The organism is Candidatus Eremiobacterota bacterium (assembly GCA_031082125.1).
Lineage (GTDB): Bacteria > Vulcanimicrobiota > CADAWZ01 > CADAWZ01 > Ess09-12 > Ess09-12.
On the sequence record JAVHLM010000008.1, the window covers coordinates 23641 to 43669 of the forward strand.

At 56.4% G+C, this 20029-nt stretch carries 15 protein-coding genes; 7 read left to right on the plus strand and 8 right to left on the minus strand.

Annotated features, from left to right (window positions below; genetic code table 11):
* Positions 1-282 precede the first annotated feature (282 nt).
* Complete coding sequence (pgtP, locus tag RDV48_10785; GenBank protein MDQ7823270.1) at positions 283-1617, plus strand: phosphoglycerate transporter protein PgtP; 1335 nt, start codon at positions 283-285, stop codon at positions 1615-1617.
* 61 nt (positions 1618-1678) lie between these two features.
* Here the strand turns inward: pgtP and RDV48_10790 are convergent, their stop codons facing one another.
* The 3 genes from RDV48_10790 to RDV48_10800 form a co-directional block, all read right to left on the minus strand.
* Complete coding sequence (locus RDV48_10790) at positions 1679-2134, minus strand: hypothetical protein (protein ID MDQ7823271.1); 456 nt, start codon at positions 2132-2134, stop codon at positions 1679-1681.
* A gap of 57 nt (positions 2135-2191) precedes the next feature.
* Positions 2192-4351 carry a Tex family protein gene (locus RDV48_10795; GenBank protein MDQ7823272.1) on the minus strand — a complete coding sequence of 720 codons (2160 nt, stop codon included), beginning with the start codon at positions 4349-4351 and terminating at the stop codon, positions 2192-2194.
* A gap of 98 nt (positions 4352-4449) precedes the next feature.
* A complete protein-coding gene (locus tag RDV48_10800; protein ID MDQ7823273.1) occupies positions 4450-6372 on the minus strand; it encodes a M20/M25/M40 family metallo-hydrolase in 1923 nt (640 codons plus the stop codon).
* A 199-nt stretch (positions 6373-6571) separates the two neighbouring features.
* Between RDV48_10800 and RDV48_10805 the strand changes: the two genes are divergently transcribed.
* Together RDV48_10805 and RDV48_10810 are read left to right on the plus strand one after the other, a co-directional pair.
* Positions 6572-7462 (plus strand): ankyrin repeat domain-containing protein, encoded by an 891-nt coding sequence (locus RDV48_10805; protein ID MDQ7823274.1) that lies wholly within the window; start codon positions 6572-6574, stop codon positions 7460-7462.
* Positions 7463-7535: 73 nt separating this feature from the next.
* The gene (locus RDV48_10810; protein ID MDQ7823275.1) at positions 7536-7907 is read left to right on the plus strand and encodes a hypothetical protein; all 372 of its coding nucleotides are present in this window, start codon (positions 7536-7538) and stop codon (positions 7905-7907) included.
* Between the two features lie 196 nt (positions 7908-8103).
* Here the strand turns inward: RDV48_10810 and RDV48_10815 are convergent, their stop codons facing one another.
* The gene (locus tag RDV48_10815; protein MDQ7823276.1) at positions 8104-9267 is read right to left on the minus strand and encodes a hypothetical protein; all 1164 of its coding nucleotides are present in this window, start codon (positions 9265-9267) and stop codon (positions 8104-8106) included.
* Between the two features lie 245 nt (positions 9268-9512).
* Complete coding sequence (locus tag RDV48_10820) at positions 9513-10712, minus strand: hypothetical protein (GenBank protein ID MDQ7823277.1); 1200 nt, start codon at positions 10710-10712, stop codon at positions 9513-9515.
* A gap of 254 nt (positions 10713-10966) precedes the next feature.
* Between RDV48_10820 and RDV48_10825 the strand changes: the two genes are divergently transcribed.
* Positions 10967-11740 carry an MBL fold metallo-hydrolase gene (locus RDV48_10825; protein MDQ7823278.1) on the plus strand — a complete coding sequence of 258 codons (774 nt, stop codon included), beginning with the start codon at positions 10967-10969 and terminating at the stop codon, positions 11738-11740.
* On the opposite strand, the gene RDV48_10830 is transcribed toward RDV48_10825, so the two are convergent.
* The 3 genes from RDV48_10830 to RDV48_10840 all read right to left on the minus strand — a co-directional run bounded on the left by RDV48_10830 (position 11735) and on the right by RDV48_10840 (position 14329).
* Positions 11735-12706: a protein-tyrosine phosphatase family protein gene (locus RDV48_10830; protein ID MDQ7823279.1), complete on the minus strand. Its 972-nt coding sequence runs from the start codon at positions 12704-12706 to the stop codon at positions 11735-11737. The genes RDV48_10825 and RDV48_10830 overlap by 6 nt on opposite strands.
* Before the next feature lie 68 nt (positions 12707-12774).
* On the minus strand, positions 12775-13974 hold the full coding sequence (locus tag RDV48_10835; protein MDQ7823280.1) for a hypothetical protein: 1200 nt from the start codon (positions 13972-13974) through the stop codon (positions 12775-12777).
* A gap of 85 nt (positions 13975-14059) precedes the next feature.
* A complete protein-coding gene (locus RDV48_10840; protein ID MDQ7823281.1) occupies positions 14060-14329 on the minus strand; it encodes a hypothetical protein in 270 nt (89 codons plus the stop codon).
* Between the two features lie 205 nt (positions 14330-14534).
* On the opposite strand from RDV48_10840, the gene RDV48_10845 reads away from it, so the two are divergent.
* Genes RDV48_10845 through RDV48_10855 form a run of 3 tightly spaced genes read left to right on the plus strand, consistent with a single transcriptional unit; the run spans position 14535 to position 20022 of the window.
* Positions 14535-16256 (plus strand): M2 family metallopeptidase, encoded by a 1722-nt coding sequence (locus RDV48_10845; GenBank protein ID MDQ7823282.1) that lies wholly within the window; start codon positions 14535-14537, stop codon positions 16254-16256.
* A gap of 10 nt (positions 16257-16266) precedes the next feature.
* Complete coding sequence (locus RDV48_10850; protein MDQ7823283.1) at positions 16267-17874, plus strand: HD domain-containing phosphohydrolase; 1608 nt, start codon at positions 16267-16269, stop codon at positions 17872-17874.
* A 36-nt stretch (positions 17875-17910) separates the two neighbouring features.
* Positions 17911-20022 carry an ankyrin repeat domain-containing protein gene (locus tag RDV48_10855; protein MDQ7823284.1) on the plus strand — a complete coding sequence of 704 codons (2112 nt, stop codon included), beginning with the start codon at positions 17911-17913 and terminating at the stop codon, positions 20020-20022.
* Positions 20023-20029: the final 7 nt, after the last annotated feature.

Genomic DNA, 20029 nt, shown 5'->3' on the forward strand with positions numbered 1-20029 from the left:
TCCTTGAAAAGTGCATTTTCTTCCTATTCACTATATCACGAAAAAACTCAATAAGTAAAGAGCACGAATAATTGGGACAAACTCATTTTCCTGCAAATTACGGCGATCGGTTCGAAGAAAACGAGTCAGTCCCCAAGTGTTTGCATATTTTTAACAAAGCACAGCCTTATCCCATGATATATGGAAGCGGTGCAGAACCAGATCCGTTCCCAGGGAGCATAGGTGCGGTGATCGCCCGCACAGGATTCAGGAGGCGGGGCACAGAAGAATAAAGGCATAATCATGGCAAAACTCTTGGACATCTTCAGGCCGGCGCCCTTCAAGCCCCTCCTTCCCCTTGAGGAGATTAAAGCCACCTATAGAAAATACCGAATCCAGATGATCTCCACCATTTTCGTGGGCTACGCGGGGTACTACCTGGTACGGACCAATATCAACATTGTGAAGCCCCTTCTTATTGACAATCTGGGCTTCTCCAAGGGCGACGTGGGGCTCCTCGCTTCGGCCATGACCATCGCTTACGGGATAAGCAAGTTCGTCATGGGCAACGTGTCCGACCGCTCGAATCCCCGGTACTTCCTGGCGACAGGCCTTATTCTCTCGGCTCTTGTCAACCTCTTCTTCGGGTTCGTCCCCGGTCTTTTTCTCATGACATGCTTCTGGTTCGTGAACGGGTGGTTCCAGGGGATGGGATGGCCTCCCTGCGGCAGGACCATGGTCCACTGGTTTTCCGACGGCGAGCGCGGCACCAAGATGGCCATATGGAACCTTGCCCACAACGTGGGAGGAATGTTCGCCCCCATAATCGCGAGCTATGCAATCCTGCTCACGGGAGCGTGGCAGAGCGGCTTCTATGTACCGGCCATATTTGCCATCATACTGGGATTCGTTATCCTCATCTTCCTGAGGGACACGCCTCAGTCCGTGGGGCTCCCGCCCATAGAGGAGCACATGAATGATTACCCCCCCACGGCGGCTGAAGATCCCGAGCGCGAGCTCTCAGGGAAGGAGATCCTCTTCAAATACGTGCTCAACAACAGGTTTCTCTGGATCTTCGCCATGGCCAACGTGCTTGTCTACATAGTGCGCTATGGTGTCGTCAACTGGGCCCCCACGTATCTCATGGAGGTCAAGCACTGCACGATCACCCACTCGGCCTGGCAGTCCTTCCTCTACGAGCTTGCCGGGATCCCCGGCATGCTCTTCTCGGGATGGGCAAGCGACAAGCTCTTCCATGGCCGGCGCTCGCCCATCATGGTCATTTTCATGACCCTCGTGACAGGCGCCGTGATGGTCTACTGGCTCAATCCCGCGGGGCGAGGCTGGGTTGATTCCCTTGCCCTCACTGCCATAGGCTTTCTTATCTACGGGCCTGTCATGCTCATCGGCATCGCCGCCGTGGACCTGGTGCCAAAGAAAGCGGCAGGTACCGCAGCAGGTCTCACGGGCCTCTTCGGCTACGCAGGCGCCACGGGGGCGGAGCTCGGCATCGGGAAGATAGTGCAATACTACGATTGGGACGCGGGTTTCATGGTCATTATCGCCTCGGCAGTGCTGTCGATAGTGCTCCTTGTCATGACATGGAACGTCCACGACAGGCGCCAGGCCCACAAGTGAAATAAAAAGAGGGACAGCTTGAGGCTTTCCCTCTGGTGCTGTCCCCCGGGGTATACGCTTTCTACATCTCGTCAATCAGGACCATGTTATGGCCGCAGCAGATGAGATCGCACTCTTCATCAACGCACTCGCAGTCCTGCTCGATTATGGCCTTCATGCCGCACGTGGGGCAGCGGTACATCTCGCCCTCGTGTGACATGACAAGCTCGGGCTCCTGCATCGGCTCGCCGCAGCAGAGAATCTCGCACTCATCCTTCCTGCACTCATCGTCAAGAAGAACGACCACCCTGCCGCATTCCTCGCAGACCAGGTACATGAGCTCATCATCGTAATGCTCCTCTTCAGGAGGGGGAGCCGCTTTCTTTGCCGGCTTCTCTTTCGCGGGCTTTCCGGGCTTTTCCGTCTTGGTGAGAGCCTTGCTCTCCTTCTTGGCGCCCTTTCCCTTTTTCTTCTCTTCCTTCTTTCCCTTCTTTTCCGCCTTGGCAGGCTTCGCAGGCTCTTTCTTCTTTTCTGCCATTTCACACCTCCTAATCGTCACTCTTTTCCCCTCATAGTAATTACTCACCGGCGCTTCCTATCCCTTCTCACTGACAAGAAGTTTCAGGGAAATGCGGCGCTTCCCGTAATCGACAGCCAGAACCTTCACGGTCACGATGTCACCGACTTTCACCACCTCGGAGGGATCGGCCACGAAGCGCTCCGCAAGCTGTGACTTGTGGCAGAGGCCGTCTGTGTGGACTCCTATATCGATGAATGCGCCGAAATTGGTGACGTTGGTGACCCTACCCTCGAAGAGCATCTCCTCCTTGACATCATCAATTCCCTCTATCCCCTCACGGAACGCCACGGTGCGGAACTCCTTCCGTGGATCCTTGCCTGGATTGAGGAGGCTGTCAAGGAGGGCGTCGAAATTATGGGCCTGGCAGGTGGCGGTGAGATACCTGCTCCTGTCGAGAGCCTGAAGGACATTCCTGTTTCCCAGCAGCGCGCTTACAGAGAGATTGCAGTCACCGGCCATCTTTTCAACTACACCGTAGGACTCAGGATGGACGCCCGTGCCGTCAAGGGGATTCTTTCCGCCCCTGATTCTCAGGAAGCCGGCGCATTGCTCATAGGCCTTCGGCCCCAGGCCTTTCACCTTCAGGAGCTCACCGCGGCTCTTGTAAAAGCCGTGATTTTTTCGGTGCTCCACGATGCTCCTGGCCACCTTGTCTGAAAGCCCTGAAATATAGGTGAGTATGGCATGGGAGGCCGTGTTGAGATCGACACCCACATGGTTCACGCAGATCTCGATCACCCTCTGGAGTGCTTCACGGAGCTTTTTCTGGTCAACATCGTGCTGGTACTGCCCTACCCCTATGGATTTGGGATCAATCTTCACGAGCTCGGCAAGGGGATTCTGAAGGCGCCTGCCGATGCTGATGGCTCCCCTCACCGTCACATCCAGGTCGGGGAACTCCTCGCGGGCCAGCTCAGAGGCCGAATACACCGAGGCGCCGGCCTCATCGACAAGGGCTACGATGATATCGTGGGAGACCTCCTTCACCGCATCCCTCACAAAAGCCATGGCTTCGCGGGATCCTGTGCCGTTGCCCACGCCCACGGCACCGATGCTGTGCTTTTTTATCAGGGCCACGAGGGACTCCTTCGCCTTTTTCGCTTCGCCGGCCGACAGGATATGGAAGACCCTGTGGTCCAGAAAGGTCCCGTCACGATCGAGAACCGCCACCTTGATCCCCGTCCTGAGCCCGGGATCCATGCCCAGCACGCTCCGGTAAGGGATGGGCGGCGCCATGAAAAGGGCATCGAGGTTGCGGGCAAATACCTTGATGGCCTCCATCTCGGCGGCTTCAGAGAGCTCATTCTGAATCCTCGTCTCCAGGGCCGGGCGTATATACTGCGAATAGGCAATCTCTATGGCCTTCTCCACGTATTCCTGGTAATAATAGGAGCGCAGCAGGAATCTCTCACGGAGCGCAAAAAGATGGGCTCCTTCGTCAACCTCGGCCTTCATGGAAAGAGCACCCTGCTCGGCACCGCGCCTGATGGCCAGGTACCGGTGGGAGTTCCTGGGAAGGCAGAGCGCCTTGAGAGCCTCGGTAAAGTCGTAATAATCTTCGAAGCGGTGGTCCTCCCCGTTGTAGCCGCGCTTCTTTTTCGAGATAAGCACTCCCGACGAGAAGGAGCTCTTGAGAAAAGACTCCATGAGATTGACAGACTCAAGAACCTGCTGGGAGATTATGTAAAGAGCTCCCTCAAGCGCCTTCTCCACGGTGTCATAATCGGTCCCGGCTTTTGCAAAGTCAAGGGCAAGGACTTTCGCGTCGCCAAGGTTTTCCTTCGCAAGAAGCATCCGGGCAAGGGGCTCAAGCCCTGCCTCCCTCGCCTTGTCAGCCTTGGTCTTTCTTTTTTCCTTGTAGGGGAGATAGAGATCCTCAAGTATCCTCGCATCGGTGCAGGTCTCGATTGCTGCCCGGAGCTCCATTGTGAGCTTTCCCTTCCTCTCAATCTCTCCAAGGACAAAAGCCTTTCTTTCAGACAGGTCCCTGAAATACTTTATGGCATCATAGACCCGTGCCACGCCCACTTCATCAAGGTTCCCCGTCTGATCCTTCCGGTAGCGCGACACGAAAGGGATAGTGGCCTTGTCGTCATAGAGAGCCACAAGGTGCTCCACATACAGTCTCTGCACTCCGGACTTTGCCGCTACAAGATCAACAAGCTGCGCTTCCATTGCCCCTCCTCAGTTAAATATCAATGGGATGTTCGACAGGAAAAGAACAAAGGCCTGCTGTGGCAGGCCCTTATAGAGTCCATCAGATGGCGGAGGTCTTATGATTTCAGGGGGTACCGCGGCACCACGGCGTCGCCATCGACCTTGAGATCGCATGTGTTGGTGATGAAGCCCACGACGGACCTGGCAATCTGCTCGAGGTCCTTGATCTTTGCATTTTCGAGCATGGTGTGCACGTCGTTGACTCCCGTCCCTATGGCGACGCTTTTCACAAGCTTGTTGTTCAGGGCCGGCGAGTTCGCATCAGTTCCGGCGCCGGCGAGGATAGGGCCATGAACAGGCTGAGGCTTTATCCCCGCGTCGGCCATGGAGCGCATGCTCACCTGGATGAGGGGATCCTCCTGGCTGAAATTGTACTTGGTGGGCTTCGAGGTGATGATGACGCCGTCATTGGTGAGATAGAGGGATCTCTTGTCGGTGGAATCAATCACAAAGCCAAGGGTGGGCCTGGTGGCAATATCTTTCGGATCGAGGGCCATCGAGCCCTTGAGGCCCACTTCCTCGCCGACGGTAAAGACAATCTTTATCTCAGGGTGGTCCATGCCGCGCTCCAGAACTGACTGCACCCCTTCCATGATCTGGGCGATGCCGGCCCTGTCGTCACCGCCGAGGATATGGCGCTCGTTAGTCTTTATCTTCTTGCCGTCATTGATGATGGCATCGGCCGATGTGGGCGAGACGGTGTCCATGTGGGCCGAGAGCATTACCGTGGGCGCATCCTTGGCGCTCTCCGTCGCCGGGATGGTGGCGATGAGATTTCCCGCCTGGTCCTTGGCGTGGTTCACTTTCATGGCGTCAAACTGTCTGCCGAGCTCAGAGGCTACGGCATCTTCCTGCTTGTACTTCGCATTGATGCCGGCAATCTTCGTGAAATTCGCCACGAGGCGGTCCTTGTTGACAGCCGGGAAGGGACGCTCCTTGAAATCGATGGTCTGCACAGGCTTCTCGGTGAGAAGGAGGTTGCAGAGCTTACTGGTATCGATGAGAAAACTCATAAGGGGCTCAGCCATTACGCTGTTAAGGCCCATGAAAGCCTTGCCCGCATAGCCCAGAAGAGTGCTGATGGGATTCTTTCTCTCCGGCGCTTTCTTTGCAGCCTGGACATCGAGGGAGAAGGTCTCTGTCGCCTGGTGGGCATTGTCCTTCTCCTGGACCTTCTGCCCGCTGCCCGTAAGCTTCCTGATGCCCTTGCCCACGGCACTCACCACCGTGCCCACGGCCTCGCCGGCAACCCTCCCTATTCCAATCGTGTTCTCCTCAAGGCTTCCTCCCACAATACCTATGAGAGAACCAATCATGGTGCCCATGATTGTAGCCACAGGCCCCCCGATGAGGGTTGCAGCGATTGTAGGTATCACCGAAGCAGCCACCAGAGAGGATCCAAAAAGGCCGATGGTTTCAGCGCGCTCTATCGCTCTCGTGCGCTCCGGCACGTGGCCGAGAATGGCCTTCTCCGCCTTGTGCAGCATCCTGGGAAGGAGAGGCTCCCAGGGGCCTTTCCCCTGGGGCGGGGCCTTGGGAAGCTCCACCTTCCTGTCGCCCTCATTGGGATCCGGGGGATTCCCGTGATTCAGCGCCGCCCTGACAAGACCCACACCAGCACCGACGGCGCTTCCTGCAAGTGCTCCGGCATGCTTCCCGATCCCGATGTATTTCTCCTCAATAGCAGCCACCACGAGGGCGCCTATCATACCGGCGGGGCCGAGGACCGTTCCCGCTATGGCCGGCGCTGCCTGTGCCACCATGAGGGGAAGGGACGCAGCCCCGGCTGACGCCGCGAGCAGCATGCCGATCTTCTTTCCCTGGAGCCGGCCGTCCTCGACCGATTCACCCACTGTATCCTTGATGCCCTGCCATGTGGAATGAGGCTCATCGGCTGAGGGAGCCTGCGCTGCCACCCCCGCCTGGGCCTTGATTCCCCTTGGTGAGATGTCTGAAGCGCTGAACTGCAATGAATCCATAAGACTTTCTTCCTTCCTCCCGTCCTGCATATGCAGGCTAGAGTATCCCCTCATCGTATCAATTCTACCATAGAGAGGGCATATTAAAGCATGCCTTTTTGTTAACATTATATTAAATATTGTCCACCTCCCGGCGGCAGGAAAAGTATGCTATAATTGGAAAGCCATGCTGCATATCGAAGTGAGCAGAGGAGCGAGTATGTCGGTAAAAGAGCTCCATTATTATGTGCAGAACGGAAAGCCTGAGGAGACGATAGCCCTTCTTACTGCAAAGCCGGACCTCGTCAACGCACCTGACCGCTCAGGCATGACAGCTCTTCACCTCGCATCAGCCGGGGGGCTGGACAGGATGGTGGAGCTTCTTCTCTCCCGCGAGGCCGATGCAGGCGCGGTCAACAAGTGGCGCCAGACTCCCCTCCATTATGCCGCGTCGGGAGGATTCGAGAGCGTTGCAGAGCTTCTCATATCCCGGGGCGCTCCCGTCGATGGCCGTGACAGTGACGGGCAGACGGCCCTCCACCTCGCATGCGCCTCAGGGAGTCTTTCCATGGTGAAAATCCTTCTCGATGAGGGAGCCACCCTCAACGTGGCCGACAATTACGGCGTGACGCCTCTCTTCCCCGCTATCAGCAGCGGAAACTGCGAGCTGGTGAAATTCCTCATCAGCAGGGGAATCAGCGTGAAAAGCATATCCCGCTCAGGCGTGGCACCACTCCACCTGGCAGCCCAGGGCGGCAGCAGGGAGCTTGCCGAGCTCATTCTTTCAGGGGGAGCGTCCTGTGCCGCGAGTGATCTTGAGGGAAGGACTCCGCTCCATTACGCCGTCGCAGAAGGCCACCTTGATGTCGCGGGAGTTCTCATTTCAAGCGGAGCCGATATCAACGCGATGGAGTGCGGCTTCACCGTGCTCCATGACGCCGCCGGAAAGGGGCTCAACGAGTTTGTAGCCTTCCTGCTCTCCTGCGGCGCTCAAGCGGATATCGCCAATGCAGGGGGCTTCACCCCCCTGGAGTATGCAGAGCGCAGCGGCCATGACTCCGTGGCGAAACTGCTGAAGAACGGCGCTGCAGAGACACCAGAGGACTCTTAATGAACTCTGTGAAGGATTTGCAGCCTTTCCGGGCGAATGGAAGGTGAACCTTTCAGAAAGGGGGGCTCCATTGATGGCTCAGAAGATTACCCTTATTCTCCTCTGGAGCATCTGCACCGTGGGCATGAATCTGGGCGCCAAAAAGCTTGCCATGATCTTCTCAGTGGAAAAAGGAATCCTCCATGGCATTTTACTGGCATTGAAAAATCCATGGTTCTATCTCTTCTTTTTCACCGCCATAGGCACTGCCGTTTTCTACCTCTGGCTTCTGAAGCTCATGCCACTCTCGATAGCCGGAGCCATCGTGTCGTCCCTCGGTATCGTGCTGGTGGTCATTACCGGCGCCGTATTCTACCAGGAGAATGTCCTTGATCCCAGGACAATGATCGGCCTCTTACTGGCCCTTGCCGGCGTCATTACCCTCCAGAGCGCCGGCGTACAATAAAAGCCGCCTGAAAGGACGGCTCTCATGCCGTCCCCAGGGGCTCCTTCGGCGGAAAACCCATTCTAAAGCATTACGTAGCGCGTGCGCTCTTCGGCGGCATCCTCTTTCTTGTCATCGTCAAGGAGAGCTTCTGCTTCCTTGCTGCTGGAGAGCTGTTTTTTCTTGCTGGCCATCGTGGACTCTCCTTTCATTTCATCTACACGAGGACAAAAGCCCTTATGAGACCCTGCCCGCAGGTGTCGCTATTGTTGAACCCGGCCTCCCTGCCATGGGCATCCACTTTCCCGCCATGCACATAGACTGCGTGCTGGTAGCTCCATGCCACGGCATTTTCCGCGTTTCTCAGCTCGCTCATTCTGTTGAGGTGCTTTATATTGTTCTTCAGTCCAAGGAACTTCGCGCTGTCATTGGGATCCTCTCCGTTGTTGAGGCTGTGGCAGGCCCTCGCAAAGGAATTTGCGCCTTCATGGCCCGCCATCTGAGCACGCTTGGCCATGGCGGCATAGCAGAGATTGGCATAATCCCTCGCTTCGCCGCTTCCCCTGAAACGGTTCATGCGGTTCGCCGTCTCCATTTCCTGGGCGGTGAGCTTGACGTTTGTGCCGTCTTTCATAGTGAGGTTATAGCCGCCGTCGGCGGATTTCTCGGTCTTTGAGAAGACCTGGTCGCCGTACTTGTTCATTGCCGCCTTGATCATGGCCACGGAAGAGCAGTTTCCTTCCGCTCCCTGGGCCCAGCCGTTGAAGAGGTTGCCCCAGTTCTTGCGGGTGCCGTTGTTGTTCATATTGTTGTCAACTGGATTCACGTTGTTGTTGTTTCCGCCGTTATTGTTGTTTCCGCCGCCGTTCGGGCCTTTGCCGTTATTGTTCATCTGCTGCATCATGGTCTGCATCATCTGCGTCATCATCGTCATCATCTGGGTCATGGTCTGCATCATCTGCGTCATCATCTGGTTCATCTGCTGCTGATTGTTATTGGGATTCGTGTTCGGCGTGTTATTCGGCGTGTTATTCGGCGTGTTATTCGGCGTGTTATTCGGCGTATTGTTCGGCGTATTGTTCGGCCTGTTATTTGCAGCGCCGGCAGGCAACGCCGTGCCCCAGACATTCCTGAAGCTCTCGCTCTGTGCCGCGCCTCTTTGCTGCGCCCCTTCAGTCCCTGAGGAGGCCTCGCGGGAAAACTGCGAATTGTCGGAAGGCCTCTGGTAAGCCCCCCCCGATGACTGTCCATCGTCTTTCTTCCCCTGGAACTGCTGTGAAGGCTGCACTGCAGCGGAGGACTGCACAGTGCTCTCCCCGGGACGCCCCGTGTCCCTCCGTGAGTTGTCTGATGATGACTGGATGCTTTGTACCTCGCTCATATCTTCACCTCGTTAGCTTGATTCTGCCCCTCCCGGTACCGTGCCCCCCGAAAAATGTAGTATGATCACTGCATGTTTCATCTCAAAGCCTGAAAACCAGGTGAAATCAGCCTGAAAAAAACCTGAAATTGTTACCACCTCTTATTCTTTTTGTTAACTCTTGCGCCGGGGAATGCCCGCTGCTGTTAACAAAAAGAGGCGGCATTGCGCCGCCTCTTCTCATATTCCATAAAGACCTGTGATCCTCAGACGAACATGTAGGCTTCCGTGAGGCGCCTGCCATTGGTGTCGGTTCCGTTGAAGTTATAGGCGCTTCCATAATGATCGACAGTGCCGCCTCTCGTGTAAACGGAGTGGGTGGCAGAAAGCCCTATTCCGCCGGCCCCGCTGTTGAGGGCGCTGGGATCCACCTTCTTCATCTTGTTGCCGAGGCCGAGAAACCTTGCCGAGGCCATGGGATTCTGCTCACCGTTATTAAGGGCATGGAGGGCCCTTGCGTAGGAATTGCGGGAGCCTTCATAATTCTCTCCCTGGGCTCTCTTTGCCATGGCGGCATAACAGAGCGTGGCATTATCCTTCTCTGCGCCGCTTCCTTTGAAATTGCTCATCCGCTCGGCCTGGGCATATTCTTCGTTGGAGAGCTGCACCTTTTTTCCGTCCTGCATGGTAATATTATAACCGTTGCCCGTCCTCTCCACATTTTTGAAAATGTTGTTGCCGTATTTATCCTGGGCCGCCTTGATCGTTGAGACGGCCACGCAGTTTCCCTCTCTTCCCTGGCCCCATGAGTTAAAGACATTGCCGCCCTGCTGGCCCATGGGGTTGGTGCCGTTCACTCCTCCGCCCTGGCCGTTGATGCCGTTCACCGCGGGATTGGCGCCGTTGGTGCCGCCAGGCTTTCCGCCCATCTGCTGCTGCATCATCTGCATCATCTGCGTCATCATCTGCGTCATCATCTGCATCATCTGCTGCATCATCTGCTGCATCTGCTGCTGCATCTGCTGCTGGTTGTTGTTCGGCTTGGTGTTGGGCGTATTGTTAGGCGTAGTGTTAGGCTTGTTGTTCGGCGTGGCGTTGGGGCCTGCCGCTGCAAAAGCGCCATTGGGACCGGAAGAGGCGAAGGCGTTGGGGCCTGCCGCCGCAGCCGTGCCACCGGGGCCTGCCGCTGCTGCAAAGCCACCCTGGGGCTGTCCCTGGCCCGTATATGAGCCCCATGTGTTCCTGAATGAGTTGATGGCGGGATTTCCCTGAGCCTGCATAGGGCCTCCACCGCTCATCTCCCTCGAGAAGAGGGAGGAATCGCCCGGCATCCCCATGCCTCCCTGAGGAGGCGCCATAGGTCCCGGGGGGGGAGCGGAGCGCATAGGCGGCGGCTGAGAAGGGCCTGACACCTGGGGGCTCTGGAAAGACGGAGCTGATTCGATAGGCCTCATTTCTTCATTCATGGTACTGTCTCCTTATCCCTCGTGCTGCCTCTCGTACATGGTACATGATACCCAAATTCCATGCACTTATCTGTTTTTCATCACAGGCTATGAAATTTTCGTGAAAAACCTTTGAAAAAAAACTGAAATTGTTACCATAAATCGTATTCTTTGTTAAAGTTTCCGCACCTGCCGGAATGCCCCCTTGATCCAAAAGATGCGGAAGGGAAGAGCGGACCGGGAGAGAATACCAATATTTCGATACAAGGAGTCCTATGGACGGCAATTTCATCAAATTTCTCGGCACTGCAGGGGCGCGCTACGTGGTGGCGCGCCAGATGCGCTCTTCGGGGGGGATTCTGATCTGCCTCGGGGGGCGTAAAATCCTGATAGACCCGGGGCCGGGGTCTCTGGTGCGCTGCGCCCTCTCGCGGCCTCCCATAGACGCCTCGAAGCTTGACGGCCTCGTGCTCACCCACTCTCACATTGATCACTCCAATGATGTGAATATCATGATAGATGCCATGACCTTCGGAGGAATTGAAAAAAGGGGAGTGCTCTTTGCTCCCGGTGAGTGCATCCAGGGCGCGAACCCGGTGCTCTTCAACTACCTGCGGCAGTGCATAGGCGACATTGTGCTCCTTGAGCCAGAGCGCCAGTATTCCCTCGGGGAGATCACCTTTTCCACCTCGATAAGGCACCGGCACCCCGTGGAGACCTACGGCCTCCTCTTCCGCCATAACGGCCTCACCATATCGTTTCTTGCCGACACAAAGTATTTCGAGGAGTTGAAGGAATGCTACCGCGGCTCCGACATACTGGTCCTGAATGTGGTGCGCGACACGCCCTTTGAGGATGACACCATAATGCACCTCTCCTTTGAGGATGCCCGCGAGCTTGTAGGGGCATTAAAGCCAAGGAAAGCCATTCTGACTCACTTCGGCAAAAGGATGCTCGCCGCAAAGCCAGCGCTTCTTGCAAAAGCCCTCGCCAGGGAGACAGGTGTCGAAGTATACGCCGCTTATGACGGCATGAGATTCCCCTTATGACTTCGGCGGGGCGGCCTTTTTACTGCTGAGCCATTCGCTCCATCCGGTCCTGAACCCGTCCTGGTTTTCACGGCAATACTGATAAAATTTCCTGACGAACTCCTCCCGCTCCTTCTCATAGGGATATTTCCAGCTTCCCGGCTCTGTGTGGGGGAAGAGGTTGGCACCGCCGAGGAGGTACTGCCTCAGGACAATGTCGTCAATGCTCACTTTCCTGGCGTTCCGCATCATGTCCAGCATTGCAAGGAAGGTGGCTGTCCTTCCTTTTCCCGCCTTGCAGTGGAAATGAAGCCACGTGCCCTTCTTCATGTCCCTCACGTACTTGACAAACCTGTCCACCGTGTCGTCGGAGGGTCTCCGGTGATCGGTGACGGCGATCCGCGAATACCACACTTTTTCCTTCTCGCAGGCCTCCTTTTCGCTGGCCGCCGATTTCACCGCCATCGACTCGGGAACGTACTCATCGTCATCATCCTTATCTATCACCCGGTAGATCACAATTATCTCATCGTTGAAAGCCTTCCTGAGCCTTTTGTTTTCCTCGGCAGTGACCTCGGCAATGCTCTTTCCCACGTTTTCCCAGTTATGGACGGCCTTCCAGCTCACGGGAGTGCCGTTAAGAAAGCCATGGCACTCCTGCCTGAGGTCCATGATGACGATATCCTTTCCCTTGAGTCTCTGCTTGATTCCCCTGAGGCCTTCCTCAGAAAACTGGGCGCTCCCCGAAGCCTGGAGGCTGTCGAGGCCTTCCCTTGAAGGGAGCTTCCCGGCGGTTTTTACAAAGGGATCGCTCATCTTCCTGAAGTTATGGATGTCCTTGTCATCGCCCACATTGGTGTCAATTATCAGAAGGGGAGTCTTTTCCGTGGGCGCCGGCTTCTGGCCGTAGCCCCACTGGAGAGCGACCAGGACAAACAGCAACGCCAGCACCAGTGAGTGAAGGGGGAAAAACTTCCTGTTTCTCATGTCAGTACCTCCTTATGGTAAGTTCCCGCTGTTATTCGACCCGGAGGTCATCAACCCCCCCCAGGCGCTCAGCGCGTCCTGGGGGAGCTCTTGTCACTGCCGCCGGAAAGCCTTCCCGCATGGGCCTTGATTATCTCAAGCACCGACTCTCCCCTTGTGTTCCTTATTATTGCATGATGTTTCTCCTCGGTGAGCTGCACTTCTCTGATGAGCTTCTCCAGGAACACGGGGTCATTATAAAGCTCCATGAGACCCTCGCGGTGGAGGGGGATCCGCAGGATAAGGTTCTCCAGTACCAGCAGAAGGGAATAATGGGAGGGACTGTCCAGGCTGTCGCCCACGTCTCCGCAGGAGCACCTGGAGTATACGGGCCTGCCGTCGAGGTCCGTGCAGGTAGCCACTCCCTCGAGGTAAAGCTCCCTGTAGGTGACGGACCGGGCGTCAAGATGGGAGAGGTCGGTGTAGGGAAGGCCGGGAAGGAGGCCGTCAGGGCTCACATGGATCGCGCTCCCCATAAAGGTGAAGGAGAGCCTTACGCCGTACTTGGTGCACACCTGCCAGGCTCTCACTGCCGTAAGGGTGCTTCCAAAATTGATATAGACGAAGACCCACGAGGGGAGCTTTTCTCCGGCGGACCTGAGGGTCTCGAAAATATCCACCAGCGTGGACTCCACCGTCTCGCCCGACGCCCCGGCGCCTTCGCTGATGACGAGTATATCGGCCTTGAAATAGTCAATGCCTCTCGCTTTAAGGACTTTCTCCTTGGACATGAAAGGATATTTCCTCTTTTCCTCGTCACTCAGGGGCTTGAAGGACTCCGCCATTTCAAAGTGCGGCGCATATCCCCAGCAGGATATCTCCCATCCCCGCTTCATCTCTTTTGCCGGCTTTCTCTGGTTCTTGAGCACAATGGTGCCCGGCACACTGGTGCGGTCAACGTGACTGCTGAAATGCATGGGGAAGTGAAAGGCCCTCGCTCCGAAAAGGATAGAGACCCACTTTATTGAGAGCCCCCTTGCGACAAATTCCTTGAACTGCCCGGAATGGACACAGACCCAGTCACCGAAAGCCTCATTCATCACCGCTGCCTTCGCGGCCCCTGCAAGGGAGCGGTCATAGGATCTCTTCCCCGCAGGGCTTATCATGATCGACAGAGGAATCTTCTCCTTGCCGCCGGGCCCATAGATAAAGCCGCTTCTTGATATTATACCTCTTTCGCGGTCCTCAAACTCAAGCACTCCCCATTGATCAGCAAAGACTCGCGGCATTGCTCTCTCTCCATTTCCCTGTATACTGACTATAAAAAAGGGGCTTTCTCAGCCCCCGGCGAATGGAAAACCTCTCCACGTCCCCTTAATGCTCAAACTGCCGGTGCTCCGTCTTTCTCTTCCAAAGGCAGGCAAGCTCTGCAGTGGCACTGTTGAAATGGATCTGCACAAGCTCCCAGCCTGCTGAGCCGCGCTCATTCAGAATCGCCACGAGAGCCTCCCGGCTCGCCGTGGGCATATCGCGGTACAGGCAGACCCCCTTGGGATCACAGGCAATCACAGTGGCCTTTTTCTGAGCCTCACCGACAACCTCTCTCACAGGATACGACTCAATCTCATATTCCCAGCGGTCCATCTGAATCCCTCCCTTGTGCGTGCTGTGTCATTGTCAGAAATTCTCCCTGCCGGGCCAAAAACCTTTTTGGGGACAGCCGACCGGTTTCTGTATGGGGAAAAACAGGGCAGCTGTGGCCTTTCATTGACAAAAGAAAGGCCTCTTGTTATAATGATTTGAGTATCCGGGAAGAGCCCCGCAAAAGAACAAGAAAGAGGATTAAGAGATGCTCCAGCGACTTCGTGGTCTGTTTCCTTTTACCATAACCGCTTTTTTACTGATCATCCTCAGCGCTTCCGCCCTCAGGGCCGAAGTGCTGCAGAGCGCCGAGGAGAAAGAGCTCCAGGCCTTTGCCAGGGAATATACCGTCAAAATGGCGCCGCTTGAGCGCGAAGCCAACCTTGCCGAGTGGAACGCTTACCTCACCGGCACGAAAAAGGATTATGAAAAAATGGCGGAGCTCTCACTGAAGCGTGACCTTCTCAATTCCAGCCGCAGGGACTATAGGAAGCTCATCAGGCTCCGCGATTCGGGGAAGATCAATGATCCCCTCCTGGCGCGGGAGCTCACCCTTCTCATCAACGAATTCGGCCCCAAGCAGATTGAGCCAGGCCTTCTCAAGAAGATAAATGACAAGGAGGCTGAAGCCCAGCGTGTTTTCAACACCTACCGGGGGATTATCAAGGGAAAGGCGGTCTCCGAGCGCGATATCTATGACATCCTCAGGACAAGCAACGACCGGGCGCTCAGAAAACAGGCCTGGGAGGCTCAGAAAGGCGTGGGTCCGAAAGTGGCCCCCCTCCTCATAGATCTGGTGAAGCTCCGCAACAAGGCTGCTCATTCCCTGGGTTTCGCCAATTATTATGTGATGAAGATTTCCTTTAATGACCAGAGTGTCGATGAGCTTGCCGGAATCTTCAACAAGCTTTATGAAACAACGGAAAAGCCCTTCACCCATTACAAGGGAAAAATGGATGAGGTCCTCGCCGCCCGCTTCGGAGTGAAGCAACAGGAGCTGCGCCCATGGGACTATCCCAACCCCTTTTTCCAGGATTCATCGGGGACCTTTGCGAAAAACCTTGACAGGTTTTTCAAGGGAAAGAACCTCCCCGTAATTGCCACCGCCTTTTACAGGAGCGCCGGTCTTCCCCTTGGCGATATCCTCTCAAGAAGCGACCTGTATGAGAAGCCCGGCAAGTCGCAGCATGCATTCTGCTACAGCATAGACAGGGGCCTGGACATAAGGATTCTCCTCAACATGCGCCCCGATGAGGAATCATGCGGCACGCTGCTCCATGAGCTTGGCCACGGAGTGTACGATCTTTATACCCGCAAGGATATGCCATGGCTGATAAGGGAGCCCTCCCATACCTTCACGACAGAGGCATCGGCAATGATGTTTGAGCGTCTTACCAAAAATCCCTCATGGCTCGTCAAGATGCTGAAGGCCCCCGCTTCTGAAGTGGAGGCCCTGAAAGAGGGCCTCGCCATGGACCTGGCCCTCAACCAGCTTGTGTTCTGCCGCTGGACCGAGGTGATGTTCAACTTTGAGCAGGAGCTTTACCGCGATCCCGGCCAGGATCTCAACAAGCTCTGGTGGGATACGGTGGAGAAATACCAGCACCTTGTGCGCCCTGAGGGGCGCACGGCGCCGGACTGGGCCTCGAAAGTCCATTTCGCCAGCGCCCCCGTCTATTACCACAACTACATGCTTGGCGAGCTCATGGCATCGCAGATGATGCATGCAATAGGGACCGGCGTGCTCAAGCGGAAGGACTGGTCGTCGATGGACTTCGTCGATATTCCCGAGGCAGGGGTGTGGCTCCGTGAAAACATTTACGGGCCTGGTTCTCATTACCGCTGGAACGATCTCCTCATCAGGGCCACGGGGGAGACGCTCAATCCTCAGTATTTCGCCGAACAATTCATCACGGAGAGCACGCAGTAAGGGGGAAGATATGACTCAGACTCCTGACAGCACAAAGCAGGGCAAGCTATTCGAGGTAAGCGATCAGAAAACCATAGAAAAGCTGATAAAAATCGGCACGGCCCTCTCCGTCGAGAGAAACCTCCCGAAGCTGCTGAACACCATCATAGGGGAGCTGAAATTCGTCGTCGCCGCCGACAAGGCCTCGCTCTTCCTGATAGACAAGGAAAGATTCGAGCTCATCTTCTTCATCACGAGCGATATCTCCCTCAAGGAGATGCGCCTCCCCCTCTCCAGGAAAAGCATCGCGGGCTTTGTGGCACTTACAGGTGAGATCCTGAGGATTGATGACGTCTATCTGATCCCCTCAGACTCGCCTTACAAGTTCAACAAGGACATTGACAAGCAGACGGGGTACCGCACAAAATCGATGCTTGCCCTCCCGATGATAGACCATAAGAACGAAATCATCGGCGTCATCCAGCTCATCAATAAGACCGTGAAAGAAGAGATTGTCCCCTTCGACACCGAGGACGAGAGCCTCCTCTTCGCCATCGCCTCCCAGGCGGCGGTGAGCATCGAGAACACCAGGCTTTACCACGAGATAGAGCAGTTCTTTGAATCCTTCGTGAGAGGACTTGCCATGGCCATTGAAGCAAGAGACCCCGTCACCAAGGGCCACTCCAGGAGGGTAAGGATGTACTCTGTCGCCATCGCAAGGGCAATGGGCACCTTCTCGGAGGAGGAGATCAGGGAGCTCTCGTATTCCGCCTGGCTCCACGACGTGGGAAAAATCGGGGTGCCTGAATACATCCTGAAAAAAAGCAACAGGCTTTCCGACGACCAGATCCAGGCCGTCAGGGAGAGGTTTCAGCTCATCAGGGCAATGAAACAGTCCCAGACCTACCTGGATATCTGCCAGATGCGCTGCGGCCCCGGGGAAAATCCCGAGAATCTTAAAAAGGCCCAGAATGACAAGGAAAAGGCCCTCGAGGCGGAGCTGGCGCTCCTCGCGGAGAGCATGGCCTTCCTCGAGAAAATAAACGGGACAGGCTTTCTCGGCGACGAGGACCTCCAGAAGCTCAACGACATCGCCGCCCGCACCTTTATAGACGCCGAGGGGAAGAAGCGATCCTTCCTCACCGCTGAGGAATATGAGTTCCTTGCCGTAAGGAAAGGCAACCTTACCTCCAGAGAGCGCGATGATATGAACGCCCATGTGCAGCATACCAAGCTCATCCTGGACAAGATACGCTTTACAAAGGACCTTAAGGATGTCCCTACGTACGCCTCGCTGCACCATGAAAAGCTTGACGGCACGGGATACCCCTGGGGCTACCCCGCCGACAAGATCCCCGTCCAGGCCCGCATCCTGGCCCTGGCCGACATCTATGACGCCCTCACGGCCCAGGACAGGCCTTACAAGAAGCCCATCCCCCAGGGGAAATCCCTTGATATTCTCGAAGAGATGGTACAGAGCGGGCACCTTGACCGCGAGGTCTTCATCACCTTCATCAAGAACAGGATCTACGAGATGAAGGACGAGTTCGACACCGTGGAAAAGGGAGGCGACATCTCCTTTGTGGAGGGAATCGTGAAGAGAGAGGAAGCCAATGCTGCTCTGCAGGCGGCCGAATAGTGATGCCTGCCGTCAGGAGCCGCCAGGAGAGAGCCGATGGCACGATTCTGCCCGGGATGCGGAAAAAAGCACAGTGACTCAGCCTGCAGGTGTATGGCATGCGGCCTGCCTTTCAAGGCCGTCAGCGGCCGGGGAACGATGCTGGATAACCGCTATGAGATTGAAGGCATCATAAAAGCAGGCGGCATGGGATGCGTCTTAAGGGCATTTGACAGGCACCTCATGCGGGACGTGGCGGTAAAAAAATGCGCCCCCAGGCTCACCACCCCCGAAGAGCTGCGCTATGCCGAGGAGCGCTTTAAAAAAGAGGCTCACCTCCTCACCAGCCTCAGCCACCGTGGGCTTCCCAGGGTCACTGACTTCTTCATGGATGCCGATCCCGGGCAGCCGGGGAAAAGAGCCTGTTTCCTCGTGATGTCCCTGGTTGAAGGCGAGGACCTTGAAGCCCTCATCCAGAAAGGCCGGCCCCTCCCCTTCCCCCTTGAAGAGGCCCTGGGCATCTTCAGGCAGCTTCTTGATATCCTCCATTATCTCCACTCCCACGATCCGCCGGTGATATACAGGGACCTGTGCCCCCGCAACGTGATGCTGGACGGGGGAAAGGTGTACCTCGTGGATTTTGGCATAGCCCGTCACTTCATGCCTCACGAGAAAGGCACCGCCATCGGGACTCCCGGCTATGCGGCGCCCGAGCAGTATAAGGGTGAAGCGAGCCCCCTGAGCGACCTTTTTTCGCTGGGGGCGCTCATGCACTACCTTCTTACGGGAGAAAACCCGGAAGACCGACCTTTCATGCACTATGATCCTGTAAGATCCCACAATACTGCAGTTCCCCGTCAGCTCGCCGCCCTCATTGAATCCATGCTGAGCATCGCTCCCCAGAAGCGCCCCCCTTCGGCGCACCGGGTCCTCGAGGCCCTCTCTGAAAAGGGCGCCCTCCTCGCATCATTGAGAAAATTCCTTGCTGCTTCGCCGGAAGCCTCGAAATTACCGCCAAAAACTATTCATGAGGCCATAAGGGCCGGCGATCTCAAATCGGTGAAGGCGAGTCTCTCGGCAGGAGCATCGCTTGAGGCAAGAGACTCAAGATACGGCGCCACTCCCCTTCACTGGGCAGCATTCACCGGGAGAGATGCTATCGCCCGGCACCTTGCTGCCAGGGGGGCCGACCTCGATTCCCGTGCCGGAAAGGGCCAGACGCCCCTCCACTGGGCAGCGGCGGACAACCAGAGAAAAACGGCGGCCCTTTTCCTGAGGCTTGGGGCAGATCCGGCCGCGGCAGACGACGACGGGAGGACAGCCCTTCACATGGCCTCCATGAAAGGCCACGAGGAGATGGCGGCCCTGCTTGTGAAGGGAGGCGCCTCACTGCAGGCCAGGGACCGTGACGGGCTCACGCCGGCGCTGCTTGCGATCCGCAGGGGGCACAGGGGGACTGCCAGGAGGATCCTGAAGGCATGCGCGACGCTTTTCCAAGCCATAGAGAAAAACGACGCCGCCCATGTGAGGGCCTGCATCGCCGCAGGGTTCAGGCTCGGCGAAAAGGATGCCCTCAACGGCGATACGCCTCTCCACAGGGCGGCATCATGCGGACGCCACGAGCTGGTGAAGCTTCTCCTGGAAGCCCGCCCCCCCCTCGACGAGAAGAATGCCCGGGGTCAGACTCCCCTCCACCTGGCGGTTCTGGCCGGTGACACCTCTTCGGTCATTCACCTCTCGCAGGCTGGCGCAGCGCCGTCAATTGAGGACGACTACGGGAAAAAGCCCCTTGATTACGCCGTGAAAGCCCATAGGCGCGAGATGATATGCGTGCTGCATTCCCTCTCGTACGCCACTGTCGCAGGTGCCATCGCAGAGCACGATCTTGTTGCCCTTGAGGGATTCATAGCAAGGGGCATCAAGGTCAACGGGAAAGACGGCAATCTCGGGGCTTCTCCGCTCCACTGGGCTGCCTTTCACGGCGCCAGGGATATAGCGGCCCTCCTTATCTCCCGCGGCGCCTCACCTGCCGCGAAAACTAAAAGAGGCGAGACACCGCTTGACTGGGCCATCCGGCAGGGGCACTCCGAAGTAGCTTCTCTGCTTGCCGGGAGGAATTCCCCCCCGCTGCCTCTAACTACTCCCTGTGACAAAGACTACCCGCCATAAGGAGCTC